Source organism: Kineococcus rugosus, assembly GCF_050871975.1.
GTDB lineage: Bacteria > Actinomycetota > Actinomycetes > Actinomycetales > Kineococcaceae > Kineococcus.
In genome coordinates, this window is the sequence record NZ_JBJLSJ010000034.1 from 25865 (window position 1) to 47837 (window position 21973).

The 21973-nt window shown below is 76.0% G+C and carries 24 protein-coding genes; 10 read left to right on the forward strand and 14 right to left on the reverse strand.

Annotation, left to right across the window (positions count from 1 at the left end; genetic code table 11):
* Nucleotides 1-8: 8 nt before the first annotated feature.
* Nucleotides 9-485 carry a DUF4383 domain-containing protein gene (locus tag ACRYM6_RS17940; RefSeq protein ID WP_432544243.1) on the reverse strand — a complete coding sequence of 159 codons (477 nt, stop codon included), beginning with the start codon at nucleotides 483-485 and terminating at the stop codon, nucleotides 9-11.
* A gap of 73 nt (nucleotides 486-558) precedes the next feature.
* On the reverse strand, nucleotides 559-1650 hold the full coding sequence (locus tag ACRYM6_RS17945) for an FUSC family protein (protein WP_432544244.1): 1092 nt from the start codon (nucleotides 1648-1650) through the stop codon (nucleotides 559-561).
* Nucleotides 1651-1711: 61 nt separating this feature from the next.
* Between ACRYM6_RS17945 and purD the strand changes: the two genes are divergently transcribed.
* From purD to ACRYM6_RS17975, 6 genes are read left to right on the forward strand one after another with little or no spacing between them, the layout of a single operon-like run.
* On the forward strand, nucleotides 1712-2971 hold the full coding sequence (gene purD, locus ACRYM6_RS17950; RefSeq protein ID WP_432544245.1) for a phosphoribosylamine--glycine ligase: 1260 nt from the start codon (nucleotides 1712-1714) through the stop codon (nucleotides 2969-2971).
* Nucleotides 2968-3846 (forward strand): phosphoribosylaminoimidazolesuccinocarboxamide synthase, encoded by an 879-nt coding sequence (locus ACRYM6_RS17955; RefSeq protein WP_432544246.1) that lies wholly within the window; start codon nucleotides 2968-2970, stop codon nucleotides 3844-3846. The genes purD and ACRYM6_RS17955 overlap by 4 nt, the downstream gene beginning before the upstream one ends.
* On the forward strand, nucleotides 3843-4859 hold the full coding sequence (locus ACRYM6_RS17960) for a hypothetical protein (RefSeq protein WP_432544247.1): 1017 nt from the start codon (nucleotides 3843-3845) through the stop codon (nucleotides 4857-4859). Before ACRYM6_RS17955 ends, ACRYM6_RS17960 begins: the two co-directional genes overlap by 4 nt.
* 32 nt (nucleotides 4860-4891) lie before the next feature.
* Nucleotides 4892-5728 carry a DUF4253 domain-containing protein gene (locus ACRYM6_RS17965; RefSeq protein ID WP_432544248.1) on the forward strand — a complete coding sequence of 279 codons (837 nt, stop codon included), beginning with the start codon at nucleotides 4892-4894 and terminating at the stop codon, nucleotides 5726-5728.
* On the forward strand, nucleotides 5719-6105 hold the full coding sequence (locus ACRYM6_RS17970; RefSeq protein WP_432544249.1) for a CidA/LrgA family protein: 387 nt from the start codon (nucleotides 5719-5721) through the stop codon (nucleotides 6103-6105). The genes ACRYM6_RS17965 and ACRYM6_RS17970 overlap by 10 nt, the downstream gene beginning before the upstream one ends.
* The gene (locus ACRYM6_RS17975; RefSeq protein WP_432544250.1) at nucleotides 6102-6797 is read left to right on the forward strand and encodes an LrgB family protein; all 696 of its coding nucleotides are present in this window, start codon (nucleotides 6102-6104) and stop codon (nucleotides 6795-6797) included. Before ACRYM6_RS17970 ends, ACRYM6_RS17975 begins: the two co-directional genes overlap by 4 nt.
* Nucleotides 6798-6799: 2 nt before the next feature.
* On the opposite strand, the gene ACRYM6_RS17980 is transcribed toward ACRYM6_RS17975, so the two are convergent.
* Together ACRYM6_RS17980 and ACRYM6_RS17985 are read right to left on the reverse strand one after the other, a co-directional pair.
* Entirely contained in the window at nucleotides 6800-7840 is a 1041-nt protein-coding gene (locus ACRYM6_RS17980) for a hypothetical protein (RefSeq protein WP_432544251.1), read from the reverse strand.
* Nucleotides 7841-7964: 124 nt separating this feature from the next.
* Complete coding sequence (locus tag ACRYM6_RS17985; protein ID WP_432544252.1) at nucleotides 7965-8648, reverse strand: NADPH-dependent F420 reductase; 684 nt, start codon at nucleotides 8646-8648, stop codon at nucleotides 7965-7967.
* A 166-nt stretch (nucleotides 8649-8814) separates the two neighbouring features.
* Between ACRYM6_RS17985 and ACRYM6_RS17990 the strand changes: the two genes are divergently transcribed.
* Both ACRYM6_RS17990 and ACRYM6_RS17995 read left to right on the forward strand, forming a co-directional pair.
* Nucleotides 8815-9234: an Hsp20/alpha crystallin family protein gene (locus tag ACRYM6_RS17990; RefSeq protein WP_432544253.1), complete on the forward strand. Its 420-nt coding sequence runs from the start codon at nucleotides 8815-8817 to the stop codon at nucleotides 9232-9234.
* 10 nt (nucleotides 9235-9244) lie between these two features.
* Nucleotides 9245-9472, forward strand: coding sequence for a hypothetical protein (locus ACRYM6_RS17995; RefSeq protein WP_432544254.1), 228 nt, complete (start codon nucleotides 9245-9247; stop codon nucleotides 9470-9472).
* A 49-nt stretch (nucleotides 9473-9521) separates the two neighbouring features.
* Here the strand turns inward: ACRYM6_RS17995 and ACRYM6_RS18000 are convergent, their stop codons facing one another.
* On the reverse strand, nucleotides 9522-10031 hold the full coding sequence (locus ACRYM6_RS18000) for an Lrp/AsnC family transcriptional regulator (RefSeq protein WP_432544255.1): 510 nt from the start codon (nucleotides 10029-10031) through the stop codon (nucleotides 9522-9524).
* Between the two features lie 101 nt (nucleotides 10032-10132).
* Here ACRYM6_RS18000 and ald point away from each other — a divergent pair, with 101 nt between their 5' ends.
* A complete protein-coding gene (gene ald, locus ACRYM6_RS18005; RefSeq protein WP_432544256.1) occupies nucleotides 10133-11248 on the forward strand; it encodes an alanine dehydrogenase in 1116 nt (371 codons plus the stop codon).
* A gap of 37 nt (nucleotides 11249-11285) precedes the next feature.
* Here ald and ACRYM6_RS18010 read toward each other — a convergent pair whose 3' ends face one another.
* Nucleotides 11286-12437: a glutamate--cysteine ligase gene (locus tag ACRYM6_RS18010; protein ID WP_432544257.1), complete on the reverse strand. Its 1152-nt coding sequence runs from the start codon at nucleotides 12435-12437 to the stop codon at nucleotides 11286-11288.
* A gap of 65 nt (nucleotides 12438-12502) precedes the next feature.
* On the opposite strand from ACRYM6_RS18010, the gene ACRYM6_RS18015 reads away from it, so the two are divergent.
* The gene (locus tag ACRYM6_RS18015) at nucleotides 12503-13927 is read left to right on the forward strand and encodes a dihydrolipoyl dehydrogenase family protein (protein ID WP_432544258.1); all 1425 of its coding nucleotides are present in this window, start codon (nucleotides 12503-12505) and stop codon (nucleotides 13925-13927) included.
* Nucleotides 13928-13978: 51 nt separating this feature from the next.
* Here ACRYM6_RS18015 and ACRYM6_RS18020 read toward each other — a convergent pair whose 3' ends face one another.
* From ACRYM6_RS18020 to ACRYM6_RS18055, 8 genes are all read right to left on the reverse strand, one after another.
* A complete protein-coding gene (locus ACRYM6_RS18020; protein ID WP_432544259.1) occupies nucleotides 13979-14851 on the reverse strand; it encodes an aminotransferase class IV in 873 nt (290 codons plus the stop codon).
* A 59-nt stretch (nucleotides 14852-14910) separates the two neighbouring features.
* Nucleotides 14911-15555, reverse strand: a complete 645-nt coding sequence (locus ACRYM6_RS18025) for an MBL fold metallo-hydrolase (protein ID WP_432544260.1) — start codon at nucleotides 15553-15555, stop codon at nucleotides 14911-14913.
* A 64-nt stretch (nucleotides 15556-15619) separates the two neighbouring features.
* Nucleotides 15620-16843 (reverse strand): ABC transporter permease, encoded by a 1224-nt coding sequence (locus tag ACRYM6_RS18030; protein WP_432544261.1) that lies wholly within the window; start codon nucleotides 16841-16843, stop codon nucleotides 15620-15622.
* A 68-nt stretch (nucleotides 16844-16911) separates the two neighbouring features.
* Nucleotides 16912-17589 (reverse strand): ABC transporter ATP-binding protein, encoded by a 678-nt coding sequence (locus ACRYM6_RS18035; protein ID WP_432544262.1) that lies wholly within the window; start codon nucleotides 17587-17589, stop codon nucleotides 16912-16914.
* Nucleotides 17590-19176: an efflux RND transporter periplasmic adaptor subunit gene (locus tag ACRYM6_RS18040; protein ID WP_432544263.1), complete on the reverse strand. Its 1587-nt coding sequence runs from the start codon at nucleotides 19174-19176 to the stop codon at nucleotides 17590-17592.
* Nucleotides 19177-19180: 4 nt separating this feature from the next.
* Nucleotides 19181-20167: a hypothetical protein gene (locus ACRYM6_RS18045; RefSeq protein WP_432544264.1), complete on the reverse strand. Its 987-nt coding sequence runs from the start codon at nucleotides 20165-20167 to the stop codon at nucleotides 19181-19183.
* Nucleotides 20168-20410: 243 nt separating this feature from the next.
* Nucleotides 20411-21130 carry a FadR/GntR family transcriptional regulator gene (locus ACRYM6_RS18050; RefSeq protein WP_432544265.1) on the reverse strand — a complete coding sequence of 240 codons (720 nt, stop codon included), beginning with the start codon at nucleotides 21128-21130 and terminating at the stop codon, nucleotides 20411-20413.
* Between the two features lie 25 nt (nucleotides 21131-21155).
* Entirely contained in the window at nucleotides 21156-21950 is a 795-nt protein-coding gene (locus ACRYM6_RS18055) for a 3-oxoacyl-ACP reductase (protein WP_432544266.1), read from the reverse strand.
* Nucleotides 21951-21973 lie beyond the last annotated feature (23 nt).

The window sequence follows — 21973 nt, forward strand, 5'->3', positions numbered from 1 at the left end:
GAACGGGATCAGTAGACGCCGAGCTGCTCGACGTGCTTCCGGCGGGCGGCGACCGCGCCGCCGAGGATCACGGCGAACAGCGCCAGGTGCAGCCAGTTGCTCGCCGCGTTGACGGGCAGGTCGTCGCGGACGGCGTTCACCATCAGCCCCGCCCCGCCCAGCCCGGCGCACAGGTACGTCAGCGCCACCCACACGACCGTCTTGTGCGCCTGCCGCGCCGACCCGGAGAACGTCAGGATCGTCACGCCGAACAGGATCTGCGCCGACGCCACGACCACCGAGGTGCGGAACAGGCCGAACAGGTTCGCGCCGGAGTCGTAGAACCCCATCTCGGAGTAGTTCGAGGTGATGCCCGGGACCAGCCCGAGGACACCCAGACCGAGGGTCAGCAGGGCGACCAGGCGGGCGAAACCGGCGATGGGACCACCGGTCTCGGCGGGGTTGGGCGACTCGATCGCGGCGGGCGCGAGGGAGGGAGCGTTCATGCCCGCCATCATCGCGCACGGGCCGGACCCGCCCCCGGGGCCCTCGGCGGTCCCCGGCGGCCCCCGGCGGCCCTCAGCGCGGCAGCAGCCGGTGCGCCTCCTGCGCCGCGACCCCCTGGGCCTGCAGCAGGTCCACCACCGCCGAGCGCAGCTGCGCCACCACGACCGTCGCCGACAGCGACTCCGCGCCCAGCGTCCGCGGCCCCAGCGTCACCGCCAGCTCCTGCAGGCCCGCCACCGACGGCGGCAGCGCCTCCCCCGGGTAGGCCGGTTCGCCCAGCGAGCGGACCGCCGCGGCCATCCCCTCCAGCGCCCCCGCCAGGGAGTCCGGCATCTGCTCGTCGTGCTCCAGCGCCGTGCTGACGCGGCGCAGCGCCACCCGCAGGTTCCGCGTCGCCCGGTCCATCCCGGCCTGCAGCTTCTTCTGCTGCACGATCTCGCCCCGGCCGCGGCGGCGCAGCGGGGACAGCCGGTGCACCTCCTGCCCGGCGTTGACCGACTGCGACCAGCCGTCCAGCTCCGTCTGCGTCGCCCGGGCCCGCGCGAGCACCTCCGCGGCCTTGGTCGCGTCGTGGTCGCGGATCGCCCCGGCCGCGTCCTCCAGCAGGTCCGCCAGCTGCCCCGCGTACGCCCGGGAGCGCCCCCGCACGTCCCGGCGCGGGTCCGGCGGCAGCAGCGCCGCCACCGCCAGCGCCACCACCACGCCCGTCATCGCGTCCAGCCAGCGGTCCGAGCCGCCCCCGCCGGGCATCGGCGGGTACGCCACGATGAACGCGGCCTGCAGCGCGGCCTGGTTCACCAGCAGGATCCCCGAGTCCAGGAACCGCGCGATGAACATCGCCGCGGCCACGATCGCGGTGATCTGCAGGGGCCCGCGCCCCACGAGGTGGACGATCAGGGTCCCCAGCAGCACGCCGATCGTGACCCCGACGCCCAGTTCCCCGACCCGCCGCAGCCGCTGGTTGTTCTGCACCCCCAGGCACACCACGACGGCCACGCACGCGAACACGGGGTACGGCTGGTCCCACAGGGCCTGCGCCAGCAGCCAGGCGGTCCCCGCGCCCACGCCGCACTGCATGATCTGCCACCACGACCCCTGCCAGCGCTGCCAGCCCGTGCGGAGCCGCCGGCGGGCGGAGAGGGCGAACGGGATCGTCCGGGGCACGGGGGTGATCCTCTCCCACGTCGTCGGGGCGGGCACCGGGGAACCTCTACGCTCGACCCCCGTGGACGTCCTCGTCATCGGTTCCGGTGCCCGCGAACACGCCCTCGTGCGTGCCCTGCTCGACGACCCGGGGGTGGACCGCGTCGTCGCGGCCCCCGGCAACGCCGGCATCGCGCTCGTCGCCCCCGTCGAACCGGTCGAGGCGACCGACCCCGCGGCCGTGGCGGCGCTCGCGCAGCGGCTCGGCGCGGACCTCGTCGTCGTCGGCCCCGAGGCGCCGCTGGTCGCCGGGGTCGCCGACGCCGTGCGCGCCGCGGGCGTGCCCGTCTTCGGCCCCTCCGGGGAGGCGGCCCGGCTGGAGGGCTCCAAGGCGTTCGCCAAGGAGGTGATGGCCGCCGCGGGCGTGCCCACCGCGATGGCGCACCTGTGCACCACCGAGGAGGAGGTGGCCGCCGCGCTCGACGCGTTCGGCGCCCCGCACGTCGTGAAGGACGACGGGCTCGCCGCGGGCAAGGGCGTCGTGGTGACGTCCGACCGCGAAGCCGCGCTCGCGCACGCCCGCACCTGCCTGGCGCACGGCCCGGTCGTCGTCGAGGAGTTCCTCGACGGCCCCGAGGTCAGCGTCTTCTGCCTCACCGACGGCACGTCCGTGGTGGCGCTGGCCCCCGCGCAGGACTTCAAGCGGGCCCTGGACGGCGACGAGGGCCCGAACACCGGCGGCATGGGCGCGTACTCCCCGCTGCCGTGGGCGCCCGAGGGGCTGGCCGCGGAGGTCGTCGAACGCATCGCCCAGCCCGTCGTCGACGAGATGGCCCGCCGCGGGACCCCGTTCAGCGGCGTCCTGTACTGCGGCCTGGCGCTGACCTCGCGCGGGACGCGGGTCATCGAGTTCAACGCCCGCTTCGGCGACCCGGAGACGCAGGTCGTCCTGGCCCGGCTGGCGACGCCGCTGGGGCCGGTCCTGCACGCGTGCGCCACCGGCACCCTGGCCGACCAGCCGCCGCTGCGCTGGCGCCCGGACGCGGCCGTCACGGTCGTGCTCGCCTCCCCGGGCTACCCGGAGGCACCGGTCACCGGCGGGCTGCTGCGCGGGCTGGAGGAGGCCGACGCCCTCGCCGGCGCCAGCGTCCTGCACGCCGGGACGGCACCGGCCCCCGACGGGACGGGCATCGTCAGCGCCGGCGGCCGCGTGCTGTCGGTCGTGGGGGTGGGCGAGGACCTGCACGCCGCGCGGGCCGCGGCCTACGAGGCCGTGGAGCTCGTCGACCTCGAGGGCGGCCGGTTCCGCCGCGACATCGCGCTGAAGGCGGCGCAGGGATGAGCGCCCCCGAGCTCGACGGCTGGACGCACACCTACTCCGGCAAGGTCCGCGACCTGTACGTGCCCGCCGCCGGGGACGACGGGACGGTCCTCGTCGTGGCCAGCGACCGGATCTCGGCGTACGACCACGTGCTGCCCACCACGATCCCCGGCAAGGGCGCGGTCCTGACCGCGCTGTCGCTGTGGTGGTTCGGCCAGCTGGCCGACCTCGTCCCGAACCACGTCGTGTCCACCGACGTCCCCGCCGCCGTCGCGGGCCGGGCGATGGTGTGCCGGAAGCTGGAGATGTTCCCCGTGGAGTGCGTCGCCCGCGGGTACCTCACGGGGTCGGGGCTGGCCGAGTACCGCGAGGACGGGACCGTGTGCGGGGTGCCGCTGCCCGCGGGGCTGGTCGACGGCTCCCGCCTGGCCGAGCCGATCTTCACCCCCGCCACCAAGGCCGAGGTCGGCGAGCACGACGAGAACGTGACGTTCGAGCACGTCGCGGCCACCGTGGGCGCCGAGGCGGCCGCGCAGCTGCGGGACCTGACCCTCGCGGTGTACCGCCGCGCCGAGCAGGTCGCCCGCGAGCGCGGGATCGTCCTGGCCGACACGAAGCTGGAGTTCGGCCGCGCCGGGGGCGAGACGGTCCTCGGCGACGAGGTCCTCACCCCCGACTCCTCCCGGTTCTGGCCGGCCGAGAGCTGGGAACCGGGCCGCGCCCAGCCCAGCTTCGACAAGCAGTTCGTGCGCGACTGGCTGACCTCGCCGGCCTCCGGCTGGGACCGCCGCGGCACCCAGCCGCCGCCGGACCTGCCCGCCGAGGTCGTCGAGCGGACGCGGCAGCGGTACGTCGACGCGTACGAGCGCCTCACCGGGCAGGTCTTCGCGGGGTGAGGTCCCGGCTGCGGACCCTGTTCCACCTCGACCTCGTGCGCAGCGCGAAGGCCGTGCAGCACCTCACGACCTTCGTCGTCGCGGCGATCTCGACGATCCTGATCACGCGGTTGTTCCTCGCCCTGTCGGGGTACCCGCAGATCGGGGGCGACACCGGGCTGCACGTCGCGCACGTGCTGCCGGGTGGCCTGCTGATGCTGGTGGCGATGTGGCTGCAGCTGTCCTTCATCGGCCCCGGCCCGCGCTCGGTGGCAGCGCTGGCCGGCGGGATCGGCTTCGGGTTGTTCATCGACGAGGTCGGCAAGTTCGTGACCTCCGACAACGACTACTTCTTCGAGCCCTCCGCGGCGATCATGTACGTGGTGTTCACCGGGTTCGTCGTGGGGGCGCACGTCTGGCGGCGGCGGGTGCCGCCCGCCGACGACGAGCGGGTGGCGAACGCCGCGCACGTCCTCGTCGACGGCCTCGCCGGCCGGCTGTCCGAGCACCGGCGGGCCGAGGCGCTGCACTCCCTCGAGAAGGTCGGCGACGTGCCCGGCGCCGCGCAGGTGCGCGACCTCCTGCGCACCGTCCCGACGCGGGAACCGGCTGTGCCGCAACGTCTCGAAGGGCTCTGGCTGCGCGTGGCCGAGGGGTTCGGCCGAGTGTCGTCGTCCCGCTTCGCGCTGCCGGTCATGGGGTTCCTGCTGTTCACCCAGGTCGCCTGGGCGCTGCTGGTGCTGGTCTGGCTGCTGCGGTCCGGCACCCCGCACGGCGTGTCCGTCGCCGGGGTCCTGCTGGGCACCGCGGCGTCGGTGGTGTTCACGACGACGGGCCTGTGGCAGGGGCGGCGGCGGGGCCGGCGGGCGGCCGTGGAGTCGTTCCAGCGGTCGGTGCTGACGTCGCTGCTGCTGACGCAGGTGTTCCTGTTCGCGGCCTCGCAGTTCGCGGCGACGGCCGGGCTCGTCGGGGACCTCGTGCTGCTGGGCCTGGTCAACGCCGACCTGGCGCGGATGCGCCGCGCGCACGGCTGAGGCCCCCCGCCGCTGCCTGGCAGGGTGGTCCCGTGCCCCGACGCCCCCCGTCCCCCCTGCCCGACCTCGTCGCGGCCGTCCCCGGCCTGCCCGCCGGGCGGCTCGTCGCGCCCGCCGGGATGCGCGGGGCCGCGCCGGTGGTGTGGGTCAGCGACGCTCCCGCCGCCCCCGGCGACTGGGCCCGGCTGGCCGGGCAGCACCCCGCGACCGGGGTGTGGCCCGTCCTGCTGGAGGGCCTGGTCCCCGGCGACCCCGAGCGCCCCTGGTCCGTGGGGGAGTTCTCCGGGCCCTCCGAGGTCGTCCCCCTCGACGTCGAGGGGTTCCTCGCCGCGCAGTACGCCGGCGACTCCGAGGACTCCGAGGACCCCGAGGACCCCGAGGACCCCGAGGACCCCGAGGACCCCGAGGACCCCGAGGAGCACCCCGCCGGGCCGCGACCGGCCTGGCCGGGCCTCTCGCCCGCCCTGCCGGCGGTCACCGACCCCCTGACCGCCGCGGAGCGCTCCGCCGCCGACCTGCTCGACCACGGCCGGTACCACCTCGGGCTCGTCGCCGCCGACCGCGGCGCCGACGTCCTCGCCGCGATCGGCTGGCTCGGGGCCGTCAACTCCGACGTCGCGCCCGCGACGCTGTCCGCCGTGCTGCGCAGCTGGGAGGACCGCTTCGGCGCCCGCCTCGTCGCGCTCGGGTTCGACACCGTGCGCCTCAGCGTCGCGGCCCCGCCCACCTCGGCCGCGCAGGCGCTGCCCGTCGCCGCCGAGCACCTGGCGTTCTGCCCCGACGGGGTCGAGCAGGACGGCCCCGGGGACGTGGCCGCGTACGCCGGGCTGCTGGTGGGAGCGCGCGGGTGGAGGTTCTGGTGGGACTGACCCCCGCGGTCCCCGGGCGCGCGCCGACCGTCCTGGCCGCCCTCGCGCTGCTGCTCGGCCTGCAGCTGCTGGGCACCGTCCTCGTCGACGTCACGGGCCTGCCGGTCCCCGGCGCCGTCGTGGGCCTGGCCGTGCTGCTGGGTGTCGGGGCCCGGTTCCCCGGCCTCGCGCGGCGGGCCGAACCGGCCGCCGACCCCCTCCTGAAGCACCTGCAGCTGCTGTTCGTGCCGCCGGGCGTCGGCGCCCTCACCCAGCTCTCCACGCTCGTCGAGCAGGCCGGCCCGCTGGCCCTGGCCGTCGTCGGGTCCTTCGCCGCCGGGCTCGTCGTCGCCGGCGTCCTGCTCCAGCGGCTGCTGCGCCGCCGGGTCGCCGCGTGAGCGCGCTGGTCCACGCGCCCGGCTTCGGGCTGGCCCTCACCCTCGCCGCGTACCTGGGCGCCGGTGAGCTGCACCGGCGGCTGGGCCGCCCGGCGCTGCTCGCGCCCGTGCTCGTCGCGATGGTCGTCGTCTCGGTGGCCCTGGAACTGCTGGGCATCGGCTACGCGGAGTACCTGGCGTCGGTGTCCGTCCTGACGCTGCTGCTGGGACCGGCGACCGTCGCGCTGGCCCTGCCGCTGCTGCGGTCCGGGCGCGCGCTGCTGGCCGACCGGCTCGCCGTGCTGGTCACCCTCGTCGTGACCGGGGTGGTGAGCGTGGGCGTGACCGTCGGCTCCCTGGTCCTGCTGGGCGCCCCCGACGACCTGGTCCTCACCACGCTGCCGCGGTCGGTCACGACACCGGTCGCGCTGACCGTGGGGGAGGCGATCGGGGCCAACACGACGCTGGCCGTCGTCCTCACCCTCGTCTCCGGCGTGCTGGGGGCGACCGTCGGCCCGTGGCTGCTCGACCGCGTCCGCGTCTCCGACCCGCGGGCCCGCGGGTTCGCGATCGGCGCGGTGTCGCACGGCATCGGGACGTCCCGGGCGCTCGCGGAGTCCGACGTGGCCGGGGGCTGGTCGAGCGCGGCGATGGTGCTGAACGCCCTGGCGATGACGGTCGCGCTGCCCGTCGTCGCCCGGGCGTTCAGCTGAGGTCAGGCCCGGGCGCGTGCGAGGCGCACCCAGGACGCGACCGCGACCGCGCCCAGGACGAGCGCCGTGAGGGCGCGCCACCACCACCCCGCGTCCCCGTCGAGCAGCGCGAGCGCGAGGTTCACCAGGGCGAGGACCGCGACCAGGGTGGTGACCACCGCCTGCCCGGTCGCCCGGCGGCGGCGGGGTGCGTCGTCGCCGTCGGTGAGGACGACGGCGTACGCCTCGGGCGTCCCGAACTCCTCGCGCGGGTGCGAGGCGCCGCTCGCGGTCCAGAACGCGCGGGCCTCGGCGGCCTCCCGGCGGGCGGTGGCCGACGGCACGAGGTGACGGCCGCGCAGGACCTGCTCGAGCCGGGTGAACCACTGCTCGGGCGCGACCTCGGGGACCGCCGGGAGCGGTGCGACCGGCCGTCGGGCGCGCAGCCCGGCCCCGACCGCGACGACCGCCACGGAGGTGAGCAGCGGCACCAGCACCGGCACGTCGAGGCGGGCCGGGTCGTCGCGCAGCAACCGGGCCGCGCCGATCCCCGCGACCGCCGTCACGACCGCCCACGCCCACGCGGACCGGCTGCCGCGCAACCGGCCCGCGCGACGACGGCGCAACGCCTCCGACCCCAGGAGGAACGTCCCGAGGACGGCCGCGAGGAGCGCGGCGTGGGCGTACCCGCCCTCGGCCGTCCACCCCTCGCGGGCGGCGGTGCCGATCGAGACGAACAGCGCCGCGCCGCCGAGCCGCAGGAGGAGGCCGGGGGCGTCGGGGGCGTCAGGCGCGCCGTCCCGGTCGTACCGGGCCCGCAGGTCGGGGTCGAGGGACTCCTGCGGACGTTGCCGCACGTACTCCTGCGGCGTCCCGAACACCTCGGCGGCCGGGCGCCCGGAGTCCGCGCACACCGCGCGGGCGTCCTGCAGGACGGCGTCGGCCAGCACCGCCGGGACGTCCTCGCGCAGCAGGTCCGCACGCACCCGCCGGGCCCAGCCCTCGTCGGCGGCCGTCGGCCAGGCCCGGCCCGTCGCGGTGCGCTCGTCCTCGTCCGGTGTCACGTCTCCCCCTCGCGCGCTGCACGGGCACCCGCCCTGGGGACCACCTTGGAGACGTCTGTGCAGGAAGTCAACTAGTTCGGGATCCGACTAGTCAGGGCGTGAGGAGGCCGGCGGCCCCGGCGGGTCAGGCGGTGGGCTCGGCGGTGAACTCGGCGGGACGCTCGCGCGGGGCGGCGGCCAGGGCCTCGGTGATCCCGTCCACTCCGGCCTCGGCGCCGTACACGGGGGTCCCGGGCTGCTGCCGCCAGGACTCGGCCAGGGGACCGGCGTCGACGCCGTCGAACCCCATCCGGTCGAGCAGGGCAATCACCGTGGCCTTCGCCTCGGCGTCGTCCCCGGCCACCGGCAGCGCCCGGCGCTCCATGTCGCCCGGCTGGCGGGCCGCGGTGATGAGGTGCTCGGCCTGGATGCCGTTGAACGCCTTCACCCACCGCAGCCGCCCGCGCGGGTCGAGGTGGCGGGCGGTCCACACCGTCTCCGGCGTCCCGTCCTCGATGCCGTCGATCCGGCCGTCGCGCTCGCGGGGGTAGTAGTTGCCGGTGTCGATCACGACGGTCCCGTCGGGCAGCGCGTCGAGCAGGCCCGCGGGCAGGTCCGGGACCCGCTTCTGCGGGACCGTGACGACGACGAGGTCGGCGCCCCGCGCGGCCTCGGCCGCGGTGACGGGGGTCGCGCCGGTCTCCTGCGCGAGGTCGGTGAGCGTCTCGGGCCCGCGGGAGTTCGCGACCCGGACCCGGTGCCCGAGGGCGGTGAACGCGCGGGTGAGGTTTCCGCCGATGTTGCCGGCGCCGATGATGCCGATGTCCATGCGGGCACGCTAGGTCCGTCGCCGCGGTGCCGCCTCCCGGGCCGCGAACCCCTCCGGAGGGGTTGCACTCGCCGCGGTCGAGTGCTAACTAAGGAGGTGTGGCACCGGCCCCGCCGGTGACCCGATCGGCAGCGCATCTCCTTCTCTCGCACTGGAGGTGGTGGCAATGTTGATGCGCACTGATCCCTTCCGGGAACTCGACCGGCTCACGCAGCAGGTCCTCGGGACGACGTCTCGGCCGGCCGTCATGGCGATGGACGCCTGGCGCACCGGGGACGAGTTCGTCGTGGAGTTCGACCTCCCCGGCGTCGACCCGTCCAGCATCGAGCTGGACGTGGAGCGCAACGTCCTGACGGTCCGGGCCCAGCGCCCCGTCCACGAGGACACCGGGGAGATGATCGCGGCCGAGCGTCCCCGCGGGGTGTTCAGCCGGCAGCTGATCCTCGGCGACAACCTCGACGTCGACAAGACCGCGGCGAACTACGCGTCCGGCGTGCTGACCCTGCGGGTGCCGGTCGCCGAGCGGGCCAAACCCCGCCGGATCACCGTGGAGACCGCCGACCGGCCGCAGGCCATCACGTCGTAGGGGGACGGCCGTGGACCGCTTGCTCGCGCGGCGTCCACGGCCCGGTGACGGCGGACCCGCCGACCCGCTGGCGGGGTGGTCGCAGGAGCAGGTGGACGAGGCGTTCCGCGCCCTCGTCGCCACCCTGACCCGCCTCCCCCCGCCGGCCCCGGCGGTCCCGGCCCGGCCCGCGCCGCGGGCCGGGGACCAGGACGCGAACCGCCGGCCACCGCGCCGTCAGCGCTCGCCCCCGCGGTAGGGGTGGACCGGCCGCACCCGTGAGGTACCGGGTGCGGCCGGCCCGCCGGTCAGGAGCGGCCCGCGGCGCGGGTGTGCTCGAAGATCAGGCTGGTCTCGGTGAGGCCCACGTCGGGGTCCCGGGACAGGTGCTCGGCGACGAAGTCGCGCAGCGCCTCGGTGCTCTCCACCGCGACGTGCAGGAGGTAGTCGTCGGCGCCGGCGACGAAGTAGACGTCGAGGACCTCCGGCTGGCGCCGCATCCGCGCCACGAACGGGCCCATGCTGCCGCGCGCGTGCGCGGCGAGCTTCACCGCGATCATCGCCTGCAGGTCCAGGCCCAGGGCGGCGGGGTCGACGTCGGCGTGGAACCCGCGGATCACCCCCGACTCCCGCAGGGCCCGCACCCGCAGCAGGCAGGTGGAGGCGGCGATGCCGACCTGCTGGGCCAGGGCGGCGTTGGTGATGCGGGCGTCCTCGGACAGGACGTGCAGGATGGCGCGGTCCACCGGGTCGACCACCCGGTGCAGCTTCTTCGGTCGGACGGGCCCCTCGGCCCCGTTCCTCGAACGATCTTCCACCGGTCGATGCTCCCACGAATCTCCTGCGACTCCCTTGCTGCTGCACCGAACCCTGTTCACCCTGGGAGGAGAACCGGCCCCACCCCTGGAGGAGTGAGCAGATGCGCATCGGCGTCCCCACCGAGGTCAAGAACCGCGAGTACCGCGTGGCGCTGACGCCCGCGGGCGTGCACGAGCTCGTCGGCCACGGCCACGAGGTCCTCGTCCAGTCCGGCGCCGGGCTCGGCAGCTCCCTGCCCGACGCCGAGTACGAGGCGGCCGGCGCGAAGGTCCTCACCGACGCCGACGAGGTGTGGGGCGCCGCGGACCTGCTCCTGAAGGTCAAGGAGCCGATCGCGCAGGAGCACCACCGGCTGCGCCGCGACCAGGTCCTGTTCACCTACCTGCACCTGGCCGCCTCCCGCGAGTGCACCGACGCCCTCCTCGCCGCCGGCACCACGTCCATCGCGTACGAGACCGTGCAGCTGCCCGACCGCTCCCTGCCGCTGCTGGCCCCCATGAGCGAGGTCGCCGGCCGGCTCGCCCCCCAGGTCGGCGCCTACTCCCTGATGCGCGCCGCCGGTGGCCGCGGCGTCCTCATGGGCGGCGTCCCCGGCGTGCGGGGCGCCGACGTCGTCGTCATCGGCGCCGGGGTCTCGGGCCAGAACGCCGCCCAGATCGCCCTCGGCATGGGCGCCGAGGTCACCGTCCTGGACCTGTCCCTGCCGAAGCTGCGCGAGGTCGACGTCCGCTTCGGCGGCGCCGTGCGGACCATCGTGTCGAACTCCTACGAGCTGGCCCGCGCCGTGCGCTCGGCCGACCTCGTCATCGGCGCCGTGCTCGTGCCCGGCGCCAAGGCGCCCAAGCTGGTCAGCAACGAGCTCGTCGCCCAGATGCGCCCCGGCTCCGTCCTCGTCGACATCGCGATCGACCAGGGCGGCTGCTTCGCCGACTCCCGCCCCACCACCCACGACGACCCCACGTTCACCGTGCACGGCTCGGTGTTCTACTGCGTCGCCAACATGCCCGGCGCCGTCCCGCACACCTCCACCTACGCGCTGACCAACGCGACGCTGCCGTACGTGGTGAAGCTCGCCGACGCCGGATGGGAGTCCGCGCTGGCCGCCGACCCCGCCCTCGCGCAGGGCCTGTCCACCCACGCCGGGTCGCTCGTCAACGCCGAGGTCGCCGCCGCGCACGGCCTGTCCGCGCGCACCCTGGCCGACGTCCTGGCCTGACCCCGGACCGCGCCCCTCCCCGGCCGGGGGAGGGGCCTCAGGGTTCGCGCAGCTCCGCGACGAGCGAGTCCACGACGTGGTGCAGCGGGCTCGCCTCGCCCCGCGCGCACGCCGCCTCGAACGTCGCGCGCTGGCGCTGGTAGCTCGCCCCGCGCCGCGGGACCTCCGCCACCAGGGCCAGGTCGCCGGCGCAGTCCAACTGCCGCGCGACGGGTTCGAGCCGGTCCAGCCACTCGTCGAGGTCGTCGGTGACGAGCCGCTCCCGGCCCCGCGCGTCGACGATGATCTCCGCGTCCAGCCCGTACCGCGCCGCCCGCCACTTGTTCTCCTGCACGTGCCACGGCGGCAGCGTCGGCAGTTCCTCCCCCGCCTCCAACCGGGCGTCGAGGTGGACGACGAGGCAGTGGATCAACGCCGTCACCGCCCGCAGCTCCCGCAGGGTCGGGGTCCCGTCGCAGACCCGCACCTCGATCGTCCCGAACTTCGGCGAGGGCCGGATGTCCCAGCGGACGTCGGAGAGGCCGTCGATGACCCCGGTGACGAACATGTCGTCCACGTAGTCCTCGAACTCGCCCCAGCTCCCGAACTGGAACGGCAGACCCGCCGTCGGTAGCTGCTGGAACATCTGCGCCCGGTTGCTGGCGTACCCGGTGTCGAAACCCGTCCAGTACGGCGAGCTCGCCGACAGCGCCTGCAGGTGCGGGTAGTGGTTCAGCAGGGAGTTCAGGATCGGCAGGACCTTGTGCACCGAGCTCACCCCGACGTGCACGTGCACGCCCCAGATCAGCATCTGCCGCCCCCACCACTGGGTGCGTTCCAGGAGTTCGGCGTAGCGGGCGTCGGGGGTGACGAGCTGCTCGTCCCAGCGGGCGAACGGGTGGGTCCCCGCGCTCACCAGCTCCAGGCCCAGCGGGTCGGTCACCCGGCGGATCGCCGAGACCGTCTCGGAGATGTCCCCGACGGCCTCCCCGACCGTGCCGCAGACGCCGGTGACGACCTCGAGGGTGTTGCGCAGCAGCTCCTTGGTGACCCGCGGCCCCGTCGCGGAGGGCTCCCGCTCCACGGCGCCCATCACCTCCGCCGCCCGGGGCGCGAGGTCGCGCGAGGCGCGGTCGACGAGCACCATCTCCCACTCGACGCCGAGCGTCGGGCGGGGGGAGGCGTTGAACTCCACGGACCGTCGACCCACGCCACGATCAGACCACACCGGTGCCGCCCTCGCCCTCCTGTCCCCCCGACCGTTACCGTCCGGGCGTGAGCGCTGAGCGGGAAGTGGACGTCGTCGTCGTCGGAGCCGGACCGGTCGGGGAGAACGTCGCCGACCGGGCCGGGCGGACCGGGCTGGAGGTCGTGGTCGTCGAGAAGGAGCTCGTCGGCGGCGAGTGCTCCTACTGGGCCTGCATGCCCTCCAAGGCGCTGCTGCGCTCGGGGCAGGCCCTCGCCGCCGCGCGCCGGCTGCCCGGGGCGGCCGAGGCGGCCACCGGGACGCTGGACGCGGCGAAGGTGCTGGAACGGCGCGACCGCTTCACCAGCGGGTGGGACGACAGCGGCCAGGCGGGCTGGCTGGAGTCCGCCGGCCTCGGCCTGCTCCGCGGGACCGCCCGCCTCGACGGGCCCCGCCGGGTGTCGGTCGAGACCGCCGACGGGACGGTCACGCTGCGCGCCCGGCAGGCCGTGGTGCTCGCGACCGGTTCCGTGCCCGTCCTGCCCGACGTCCCCGGGCTCGCCGACGCCCGCGCCTGGACCAGCCGGGAGGCCACCAGCGCGAAGACCGTGCCGGGGCGCCTCGTCGTCCTGGGCGGCGGGGTCGTCGGCTGCGAGCTGGCCCAGGCCTGGGCCCGCCTCGGCTCCCGCGTCACGCTGCTCGCCCGCTCCGGCCTCCTCGCGGGCCAGGAGGACTTCGCCGGCGAGCTCGTCGCCGACGCGCTGCGCGCCGACGGCGTCGACGTGCGGACCGGCGCCGGGCTGCGCGCGGTCTCCCGCGACGACGCCGGCGTCCACGTCGAGCTGACCGACGGCTCCACCGTCGACGCCGACGAGTTCCTCGTCGCCACCGGCCGCAGGCCCACCACCGCCGGGATCGGGCTGGAGAGCGTCGGGCTGGAGGACGGCGGGTCCCTGGAGGTCGACGACACCGGTCTGGTCGCCGGGGTCGAGGGGGGCTGGCTCTACGCGGCCGGGGACGTGTCCGGGCGCCCGAAGCTCACCCACCAGGGCAAGTACGGCGGGCGCGCCGTCGGCGACGCGATCAGCGCCCGGGCCTCCGGCGCGCTGGGCGCCGACGCCCCCGCCTGGTCCCGGTACACCGCGACCGCCGACCACACCGCCGTCCCGCAGGTCGTGTTCACCGACCCCGAGGTCGCCCAGGTCGGGCTGACCGCCGCCCAGGCCCGCGAGCGCGGGATCGACGTGAAGGTCGTCGACTACGCGATCGGGGACGTCGCGGGCGCCTCGCTGGTCGCCGACGGCTACGCCGGGAAGGCGCGGATGGTCGTCGACGAGCAGCGCCGGGTCGTCGTGGGCGTGACGTTCGTCGGCCAGGACGTCGCCGAGCTGCTGCACTCCGCCACGATCGCCGTCGTCGGGGAGGTGCCGGTGGACCGGCTGTGGCACGCGGTGCCCAGCTACCCCACGATCAGCGAGGTGTGGCTGCGGCTGCTGGAGACCTACGGCCTGTAGCGGCCGGACCGCACCACCTGCCGGACCACCTGCCGGACCACCTGCCGACCGTCAGTCGTGGACGGTCAGCAGGTGGTGCAGCAGCGCGGCCTGCGCCGCCGCGTCCACCGGGCGGGCCACCCCGTCGAGGCTGCGGACCGGCGCGGACAGCCGGCCGCTGGACAGCAGCCACAGCCCGTCCGCCGCGGCCAGGTCCGCCACGGTGAGCCGGTCCACCTCGGCCCGGTCCCCGCGGGCGCGGGCGAACGCGAGCGCGCGGCCCACGGTCGTGCCGTCCAGCAGGCCCAGCTCCGGCGGCGGCGTCACCCAGCGGTCCCCGCAGCGGGCCAGCACCGTGGAGTTGGGGCCCTCCAGCACGTCGCCGTCGGAGGAGACGAACACGACGTCGTGCGCCCCGTGGGCGCGGGCGTGCCGCAGCGCGGCCGTGTTCAGCGCGTAGGACAGCGTCTTGGCGCCCTGCAGCAGCCACGGCGCGCGCGTGGTGACGTCGGCGGGGTAGGCGCGGTCGAGGACGAGCACGTCGATCCCCTCGGTGCGCTCGCGGACGTGGTCGGCGGGGACGAAGGCGTGCGCCCAGCCGGTCGGGGTCGTCCCGCCCTCGACCCCGCGGGTCAGGACCAGCTTCACGAGCAGCTCCGGAACGGGGTCGTGCGCGGCCACGACTGCGCGCACGGCGTCGGCCCACGCCGCCGCGTCGGGCGCGGGCAGGTCCAGCGACGCCGCCGAGCGCGCGAACCGCTCGAGGTGGTGGCGCAGGCTCTGCGGGTGCCCGCCGACGACGCCGACCGACTCGAACACGCCATCGCCGCGGGTGACGCCGAGGTCGTCGACGCGCACGTGCGCGGCGGCGGGGTCGGCGGGGGTGAACGTCGCGCGCCCGTCGGGGGCGATCGCGGCGAGGAGGAGGACGGGGCTGCTGGGCACCGGGACATCCTGCCGCCCCCGCCGGCGCGGGCGGGGACGGGGCGCGGACCCGAGCGGGGTCAGAACTCCAGCGGGGTCGTCCCCTGCGGTTCGCGCAGGTCCAGGCCCCCCAGGGTCCGCACCTGGTTGCCGTACACGGTGCGGCCCGGCGCGGACAGGATCGCCTCGTGGATGGCGACGCCCGTCGCGGCGCCCACGGCGCGGGCGAACTCGACGGTCTCCTTCAGCGCCGCCCACGGCGCGGCGACCGGCACGGCGAGCACGTCGACGCCCGCGGGGACGGTCTCGTAGGAGTCGCCGGGGTGGAACAGGGTCGGCTCGCCCTCGGCGGACAGCAGCAGCCCCACGTTCCCGATGCGGGGCAGGTCGGCGTGGATGACGGCGTGCCGGCCGCCCGCGGCCTCGACCCGCGCCCCGGCCAGCTCGACGTGCTCGCCCGGGTGCAGCGGCCGGGCCGTGATCCCGGACTCCTCCAGCGAGGCGGCCGTGGCGGGTTCGGCCGCCAGCAGCGCGCCGTCGTTGGCCTCCAGCAGCACCCCGAGCCGCTCGACGTCCAGGTGGTCGGGGTGGGCGTGGGTGACCAGGACCGCGTCGAGGCCGGTGAGCTCCTCGAAGCCGTGGCTGAAGACGCCGGGGTCGAGGAGGACGCGGGCGGCCGCGGTCTCCACCAGCAGGCACGAGTGGCCGAAGTGCGTGACGCGCATGGTCCCCGAACCTACCGCCGGGGACCGCCCCCGTCCGCCCCCGGACGCCCCGGGGTCCCCGCGCTCACGACCCCCGCAGCGCCACGACCGGTTCGATGCGCGAGGCCCGGCGGGCGGGGAAGCCCCCGGCCAGCACGCCCACCACCCCGCCGAGGACCACCCCGCCGACCGCGACCAGCGGGTTCACCACCGGGGCCCAGCCCTGCACGAGGGAGACGGCGAGCAGGGCCAGCACCCCCACCGCGGCCCCCAGCAGGCCCCCGAGGAGCCCGACGACGACGGACTCGGTCATGAACTGCCCGGCGATCTGGCGCGGGGTCGCCCCCAGCGCGCGGCGCAGCCCGATCTCGCTCGTGCGTTCCAGCACCGACAGGGTGGTGACGCTGGCGATGCCGACCGCACCGGCCAGCAGCACGACGCCGGAGAGCACGAGGAACACGACGTTCACGTCGGCCTCGACGTCGCGGGCCAGGTCCGAGCGCCCCGCCGGGGCGCGGACCTCCAGGCCGGCGGGGTCGTCCGGGGCCAGGGCCAGCGCCACCTGCTCCCCGACCTGGGCCCCGGAGTCGACGACGACGCGGGCCCGCACCTCACCGGGCACGGGGAGCCGGAAGTCCTGCCGGGCCGCGCCGGTGGGGATCACGACGCCGTCCAGGAGCTCGGCCCGGGCCGCGACACCGTCGAAGATCCCGACGACGGAGTAGGCGAGACCGTCGACGAAGATCGACGGCTGGGTGTCCACCCGGCTCACGCCGAGGCGTTCGGCGGCCCGGGCGCCGAGGACCGCGACCCGGTCCCCCCGCCGGTCGTGCCCGGCGTCGAAGGTCCGGCCCGTCGTGACGGTGCCCTCCACGGTGTCCAGCAGCCGCGCCGAGGCGGCGAACAACCGCGGCGGTGCCGCCGGTGCCTGGGAGGGGTCGTTCACGGGGACCGCGGTGATGGTGGCGCCCTCCGGCAGGGTGACCTCGGCGACCACGGCCGCCGCCTGCACCCCGGCCAGGCGTTCCACGCGGTCCACCGCGTCCCACGGCAGCCGGCTCGTGGCGACGCTGCGGCTGCCGACCTGCGCCTCGGCCGGGACGACGACGAGCTGGGTCGCGGCGAACGCGTTGAACTGCTGGGCGAGCTGCTGGGCCGTCGTCTGCGCGAACCCCACGGTCAGCACCAGCGCGGCGATCCCGATCACGGTGCCCAGCAACGTCATCACCAGCCGGCCGGGGCGGCTGCTGAGGTCCGCGGTCGCCTCCACCAGCAGGTCGCCCGCGCTGAACCGGTCGGCGCGGGCCACGGGCGCGACGGGGGGAGCGGGGCGCGCAGCGGCGCGCGGCCTCGTCCGGCCCGCGCTCGGCCCGGGGCTCACCGCACCTCGCTCAGGCGCCCGCCGGCGATCCGCAGCGCCCGGTCGGCCCGGTCGGCCACCTCGGCGTCGTGGGTGATGACGACGACGGCGATGCCGTCGTCGTGCAGCTCCTCCAGCAGCGCCATCACGTCGGCCGTCGTGGCCTCGTCGAGGTTGCCCGTCGGCTCGTCGGCCAGCAGCAGGGCCGGGCGGGTGGCCACGGCCCGGGCCACGGCGACCCGCTGCCGCTCCCCGCCCGAGAGGGTCGCGGGGCTGAAACCCAGCCGGTGGGACATCCCCACCCGGTCCAGCGCGGCCCGGGCCCGGGCCTCGCGCTCGTCGCGCGGGGTCCCGCTGTAGAGCATGGGCAGCATCACGTTCTCCAGGACGTCGCGGCGCGGCAGCAGGTGGAAGGCCTGGAAGACGAACCCGATCCGGGTGGCGCGCAGCGCCGAACGGCCCACCTCGTCGAGGTCGCCGGTCCGGGCGCCGTCGAGGTGGTACTCGCCCACGCTGGGCCGGTCGACGAGGCCGAGGATGTTCATCATCGTCGACTTGCCCGACCCGCTGGGGCCGACGATGGAGACGTAGTCGCCGGCGTGCACCGTGAGGTTCACCGACTTCAGCGCCTGCACCTCCGGCGGCCCGGGGAAGGAGCGCGTCACGTCGCGCAGCTCGACCAGGGGGGTGCCCACTCAGCGGCCCACCACGACGAGGTCGCCCTCGGACAGCTCCCCCTCCAGGGGGCGGACCTCCACGGCCCCCTCGGCGGCCAGGCCCGTCTCCACCACGACCAGCCGGGTCTCGGCGTCCTCGCCGTCGCGGGGGTCGCCGTCGACGACCTCCACCCGGTTCTCCCCGCCGGACCCCGCGGACAGGGCGGCGAGCGGGACCGCCAGCACCGGTCCCTGGGTCGCCCCGACCGGGACGGAGACCCGCAGGTTCGACCCCTGCAGCTCGGTGACCTGCTCCGGGGTCAGGGGGTCGGGGGTGAGCCCCACCGTCCAGCGGGCGGAGTCGCCCTCGCCGGGCGCCAGGGTCGCGATGACGGCGCGGTGGCGGTCCCCGCCGGGCAGGTCGAGGAACGCCTCGCCGCCGACGGCCAGCAACCGGGCGTTGGCCTCGGCCGCGGAACCGGTGACCTGCAGCGTCGCCCCGGAGACCGTCATGGCCGGGCCCTCCAGGACGCTGCCCCGGGTGGCCGTCACCGCGTCCACCCGCCGCGGCAGGTCCGCGAGGTACAGGACCTCCCCCGCGGGCAGGTTCGGCAGCGCCTGCTCCCGGGCGGTGGCCAGCCCGGTGCGGGCGTCGTTCAGCTGCTGCTCGGCGCCGGTGACCGCGGCGCGCTGGGCGGTGGTGTCGGCCGGCGCATCCAGCTGGGCGCGGCGCAGTTCCGCCAGGCCCAGCGCGTCCTGCAGGTCCGCGACCCGGTTCGGGTCCAGCGGTTCCTCGGCGCGGGCGGCGTCGAGCTCGCGGCGGGCGCTGTTCACGGCGTTGTCGGCCTCGCGGACCGCCACGGCCCCGGCACCCCCGCGCGCACCCTGCAGGTCGGCGCGGGCCGCGGCCAGGGCCTGCTCGGCGCCCCGCACGGCCTCCTGGGCGGCGCGCACGCCCTCGGCGGCGCCCTCCGGCGGGGCCGGGGCCGGGTACCCGGCCTCGTCGTAGAGGGCGGTGACGGCGGCGGCCGCCCGGGCGTCGAACACGTCGTTCTCGGGGTTCCCGCCGTCGAGGCCGACGGCGCGCAGCGCCTCCTTGAACTGCACGACGTCCGGGCCGGACACCCCGACCTGCAGCGTCCGGTAGGCGGGCAGCGCCCCGGGCAGGACGATGACGGGCCGCCCGGCGACCTCGAGGGCGATCGAGAGCCCGGCGAGGGGGTCGCCCACGGCGGGCACCCGCCCGGTCACCACCGCCGGGCCGGAGAACGCGGAGGCGTCGATGCGGACCTCCACCGAGTCGGAGTACGCCACCTCGCCGCGGAGGGTGACGTCGTTGCTCAGCGCCTCGAGCTGCACGGGCGCGGTGACCAGACCGGGCTCGGGGACGGTGTCCTCCGCCGTCGCGCCGAAGGCGAAGCGGCCCAGCAGCAACCCCGCGACCAGGCTCACGACGGCGGCGGCGGCGACGACGAGCAGGACGCGGTTGCGTCGCAGCACCGCGGCCCACCGGTTCGGGCGGGCCGCGCGGCGGGCGGCGCCGCGGCGCGCGGGCGAGTCCGCGTCGGGCACGGGGCCGGGGAGGAGTTCTTCCTCGGGAGAGGTCTGTTCCTGCTGCGGTGCCACGGGGTCAGCTCCTCTGTTCCGCGGCGGCCTTCAGCGCGTCGAGCTCGGTCTTGTGGTCGTCGACGAACCGCTGCTCCTGCTCGAAGGCGGCGTCCTCGGCCTTGGCGCGGTAGTCGGTCTCCTCGCGGCAGTCGAGGTCGGCCAGGGCCAGTTCGACCTCCTCCTTCCCGAGGGCGTCGATGGCGGCCTGGTCGACCTCGCCCTCGGGGTCCATCGACTCGTAGATCTTGTTCAGCTCCTCGTTGAGGGAGTTCTGCGCGTCGCTCTGGGCGGCGAAACCGCCGTGCCCGGCCTCGGACATGCAGCTCGACCACGCCGCGTCGGCCTCGGCGACCCCCGGCCACGACGACTGACCCTCGTAGAAGGTGCTGATCTCCTCCATCAACCCCTTGAACTCGTCCGCCTGCGTCGGGTCGTCACCGGCGACCTCGTGCTGGGCCTGGCCGTAGCAGCCGTTCTTGGTCCAGTCCCACTCGTAGGAACCGTCCTCCATGGCCGCCATGTCCTCCTCGGAGGGGGCGGGGCCGGACAGGGCCTCCTGGTAGGCCACCTGCTCGGACTCGCTGAGGCTGGCGACGAGGTCGGCGTTGGGGTCGACGTACTCCTCGGTGGGAGCCTCCTCGGCGTTCTCCGACCCGGGGGACTTCACCATCCCGTAGCCGTACTGCGACACCCACTCGCGGGAGTCGGGGTTCCATTCCTCACCGCTGCTGAACGAGACCGACGAGCTGGCGGTGTTGGGGGTGTACTCGAAACCCTGCTCGCTCATGCACCGGGCGACGAGCTCCTCCGTGCGCTTGTTCTGCTCCTCGTACTTCGCCTGCTGCTCGGCCTCACTGCCCTCGGTGCCGTAGAAGGACTCGAAGTACGCCGCCAGGGGCGGTGTGCGCTCCTCCTCCTCCCGGCCCTCGGCCGAGGACGCCGAGCAGGCGGTCAGCAGGCAGGCTGCCGCCAGGGGCAGGGTGAACAGGGCGCGACGGGTTCGGGGCATGGCTCTCTCCTCTGTGTACTGGCTGCGACAGTAGCGACACGGAGAACGGTCGCGGGTCGTTCCTGAGGATGAGATCCGGGTGTCCCGGGGATGAGATCCGGCGGGAGACGGTGCACCGTCCGGCCCCGGTGGCGGGACGCCGCGGTCCTGTCCCCCTTCCGGGGGACACGATCGCGGGCCGGTCCCGGGTGCCACCGCCAGGGGTGGCGCGAAACCCCGGTCGGCCGGGACGCGGAGCGGGGTTCAGCTGAGGAAACCGCGCAGCAGGGCGGCGCTGCCCTCCACGTGCCGCAGCATCTGCGCGCGCGCCCGGTCGGGGTCGCCGGCCAGCACGGCCGCCACGATGCGCCGGTGCTGGGCGTTGGAGTGCTGCAGGTTCGCCGCCAGCAGCGGGATGCGGTCGAGCAGGTCGTTGAGGCGGGTCCGGGCGTCGGCGACCACCGCCACCAGCGACGGCGAGCCGCTGGCCTCGGCCAGCGCCAGGTGCAGGCGCGAGTCGCAGCGGCGGTAGTCCTGCGCGGGCGCGGTGACGGCGGCCCGCAGGTGGGTGTCGAGCTCCTGCCGCCGGGCGGCGCTCAGCTCGCGCCCGGCGGCGACCTCGACCGCCCCGACCTCCACCACCCGGCGCAGGGCCAGGACGTCCTCGACCTCGGCGGGCGAGGGCGCCGGTCCCGGGCCGGGGACGGGGGAGGGGACGCGCACGAACGTGCCGCCGCTGCGACCGCGGCGGACCTCGACCCAGCCCGCCGCGTGCAGGGCCGTGAGCGCCTCCCGCAGCGTCGTGCGCGAGACCCCCAGCTGCAGGGCGAGGTCGCGCTCGGCGGGCAGCCGCTGCCCCGGCGGGACGAGGCCGAGGCGGACCGCCTGCAGCAGCCGCTCCACGGTCTCCTCGAAGGCGTTGCCGGTGCGCAGCGGGCGCAGCACCACCGGCACCGCTCCCGGTCCCTCCGGCGCGGCCGTCACGGGGGTCCCGCGCTCACCGCGGCGCTCACAACGGGGTCACGTAGGCGCTGGAGATCCCGCCGTCGACGAGGAACGTGGAGGCGGTGACGAACGAGGAGTCGTCGCTGGCGAGGAACGCCACGGCCGCGGCGAGCTCCTCGGGTTCGGCGAAGCGCCCCACCGGGACGTGGACCAGCCGGCGCGCGGCGCGCTCGGGGTCGGCGGCGAACAGCTCCTGCAGCAGCGGCGTGTTCACCGGCCCCGGGCAGAGCGCGTTGACGCGGACGCCGTCGCGGGCGAACTGCACGCCGAGCTCCCGGCTCAGCGCCAGCACCCCGCCCTTGGAGGCGGTGTAGGAGATCTGCGAGGTCGCCGAGCCCAGGACCGCCACGAACGAGGCGGTGTTGACGATGGAACCGCGCCCCTGGGCGCGCATGTACGGCAGCGCCGCCTTGCAGCACAGGTACACCGACGTCAGGTTCACCTCCTGCACCCGCTGCCACGCCTCCAGGCCGGTGGTGAGGATGGAGTCGTCGTCGGGCGGGGAGATCCCGGCGTTGTTGAAGGCGACGTCGACGGAGCCGTAGGTGCGGTGCGCGGCGGCGAACAGCTCCTCGACCTGCACCGCGTCGGTGACGTCGGTGGCGACGAACAGCCCGTCGACCTCCTGCGCCGCCGCCCGCCCCGCGGCCTCGTCGACGTCGGCGACGACGACGTGCGCGCCCTCCGAGGCGAGCCGGCGCACGGTGGCCAGGCCGATGCCGCTGCCCCCGCCGGTGACGACGGCGACCCGGCCGGGCAGCCGGCGCGACGTGGGGAGTTCCTGCGTGCTGGCGGTCACGGTGCAGCCTCTCGTGGGTGGGT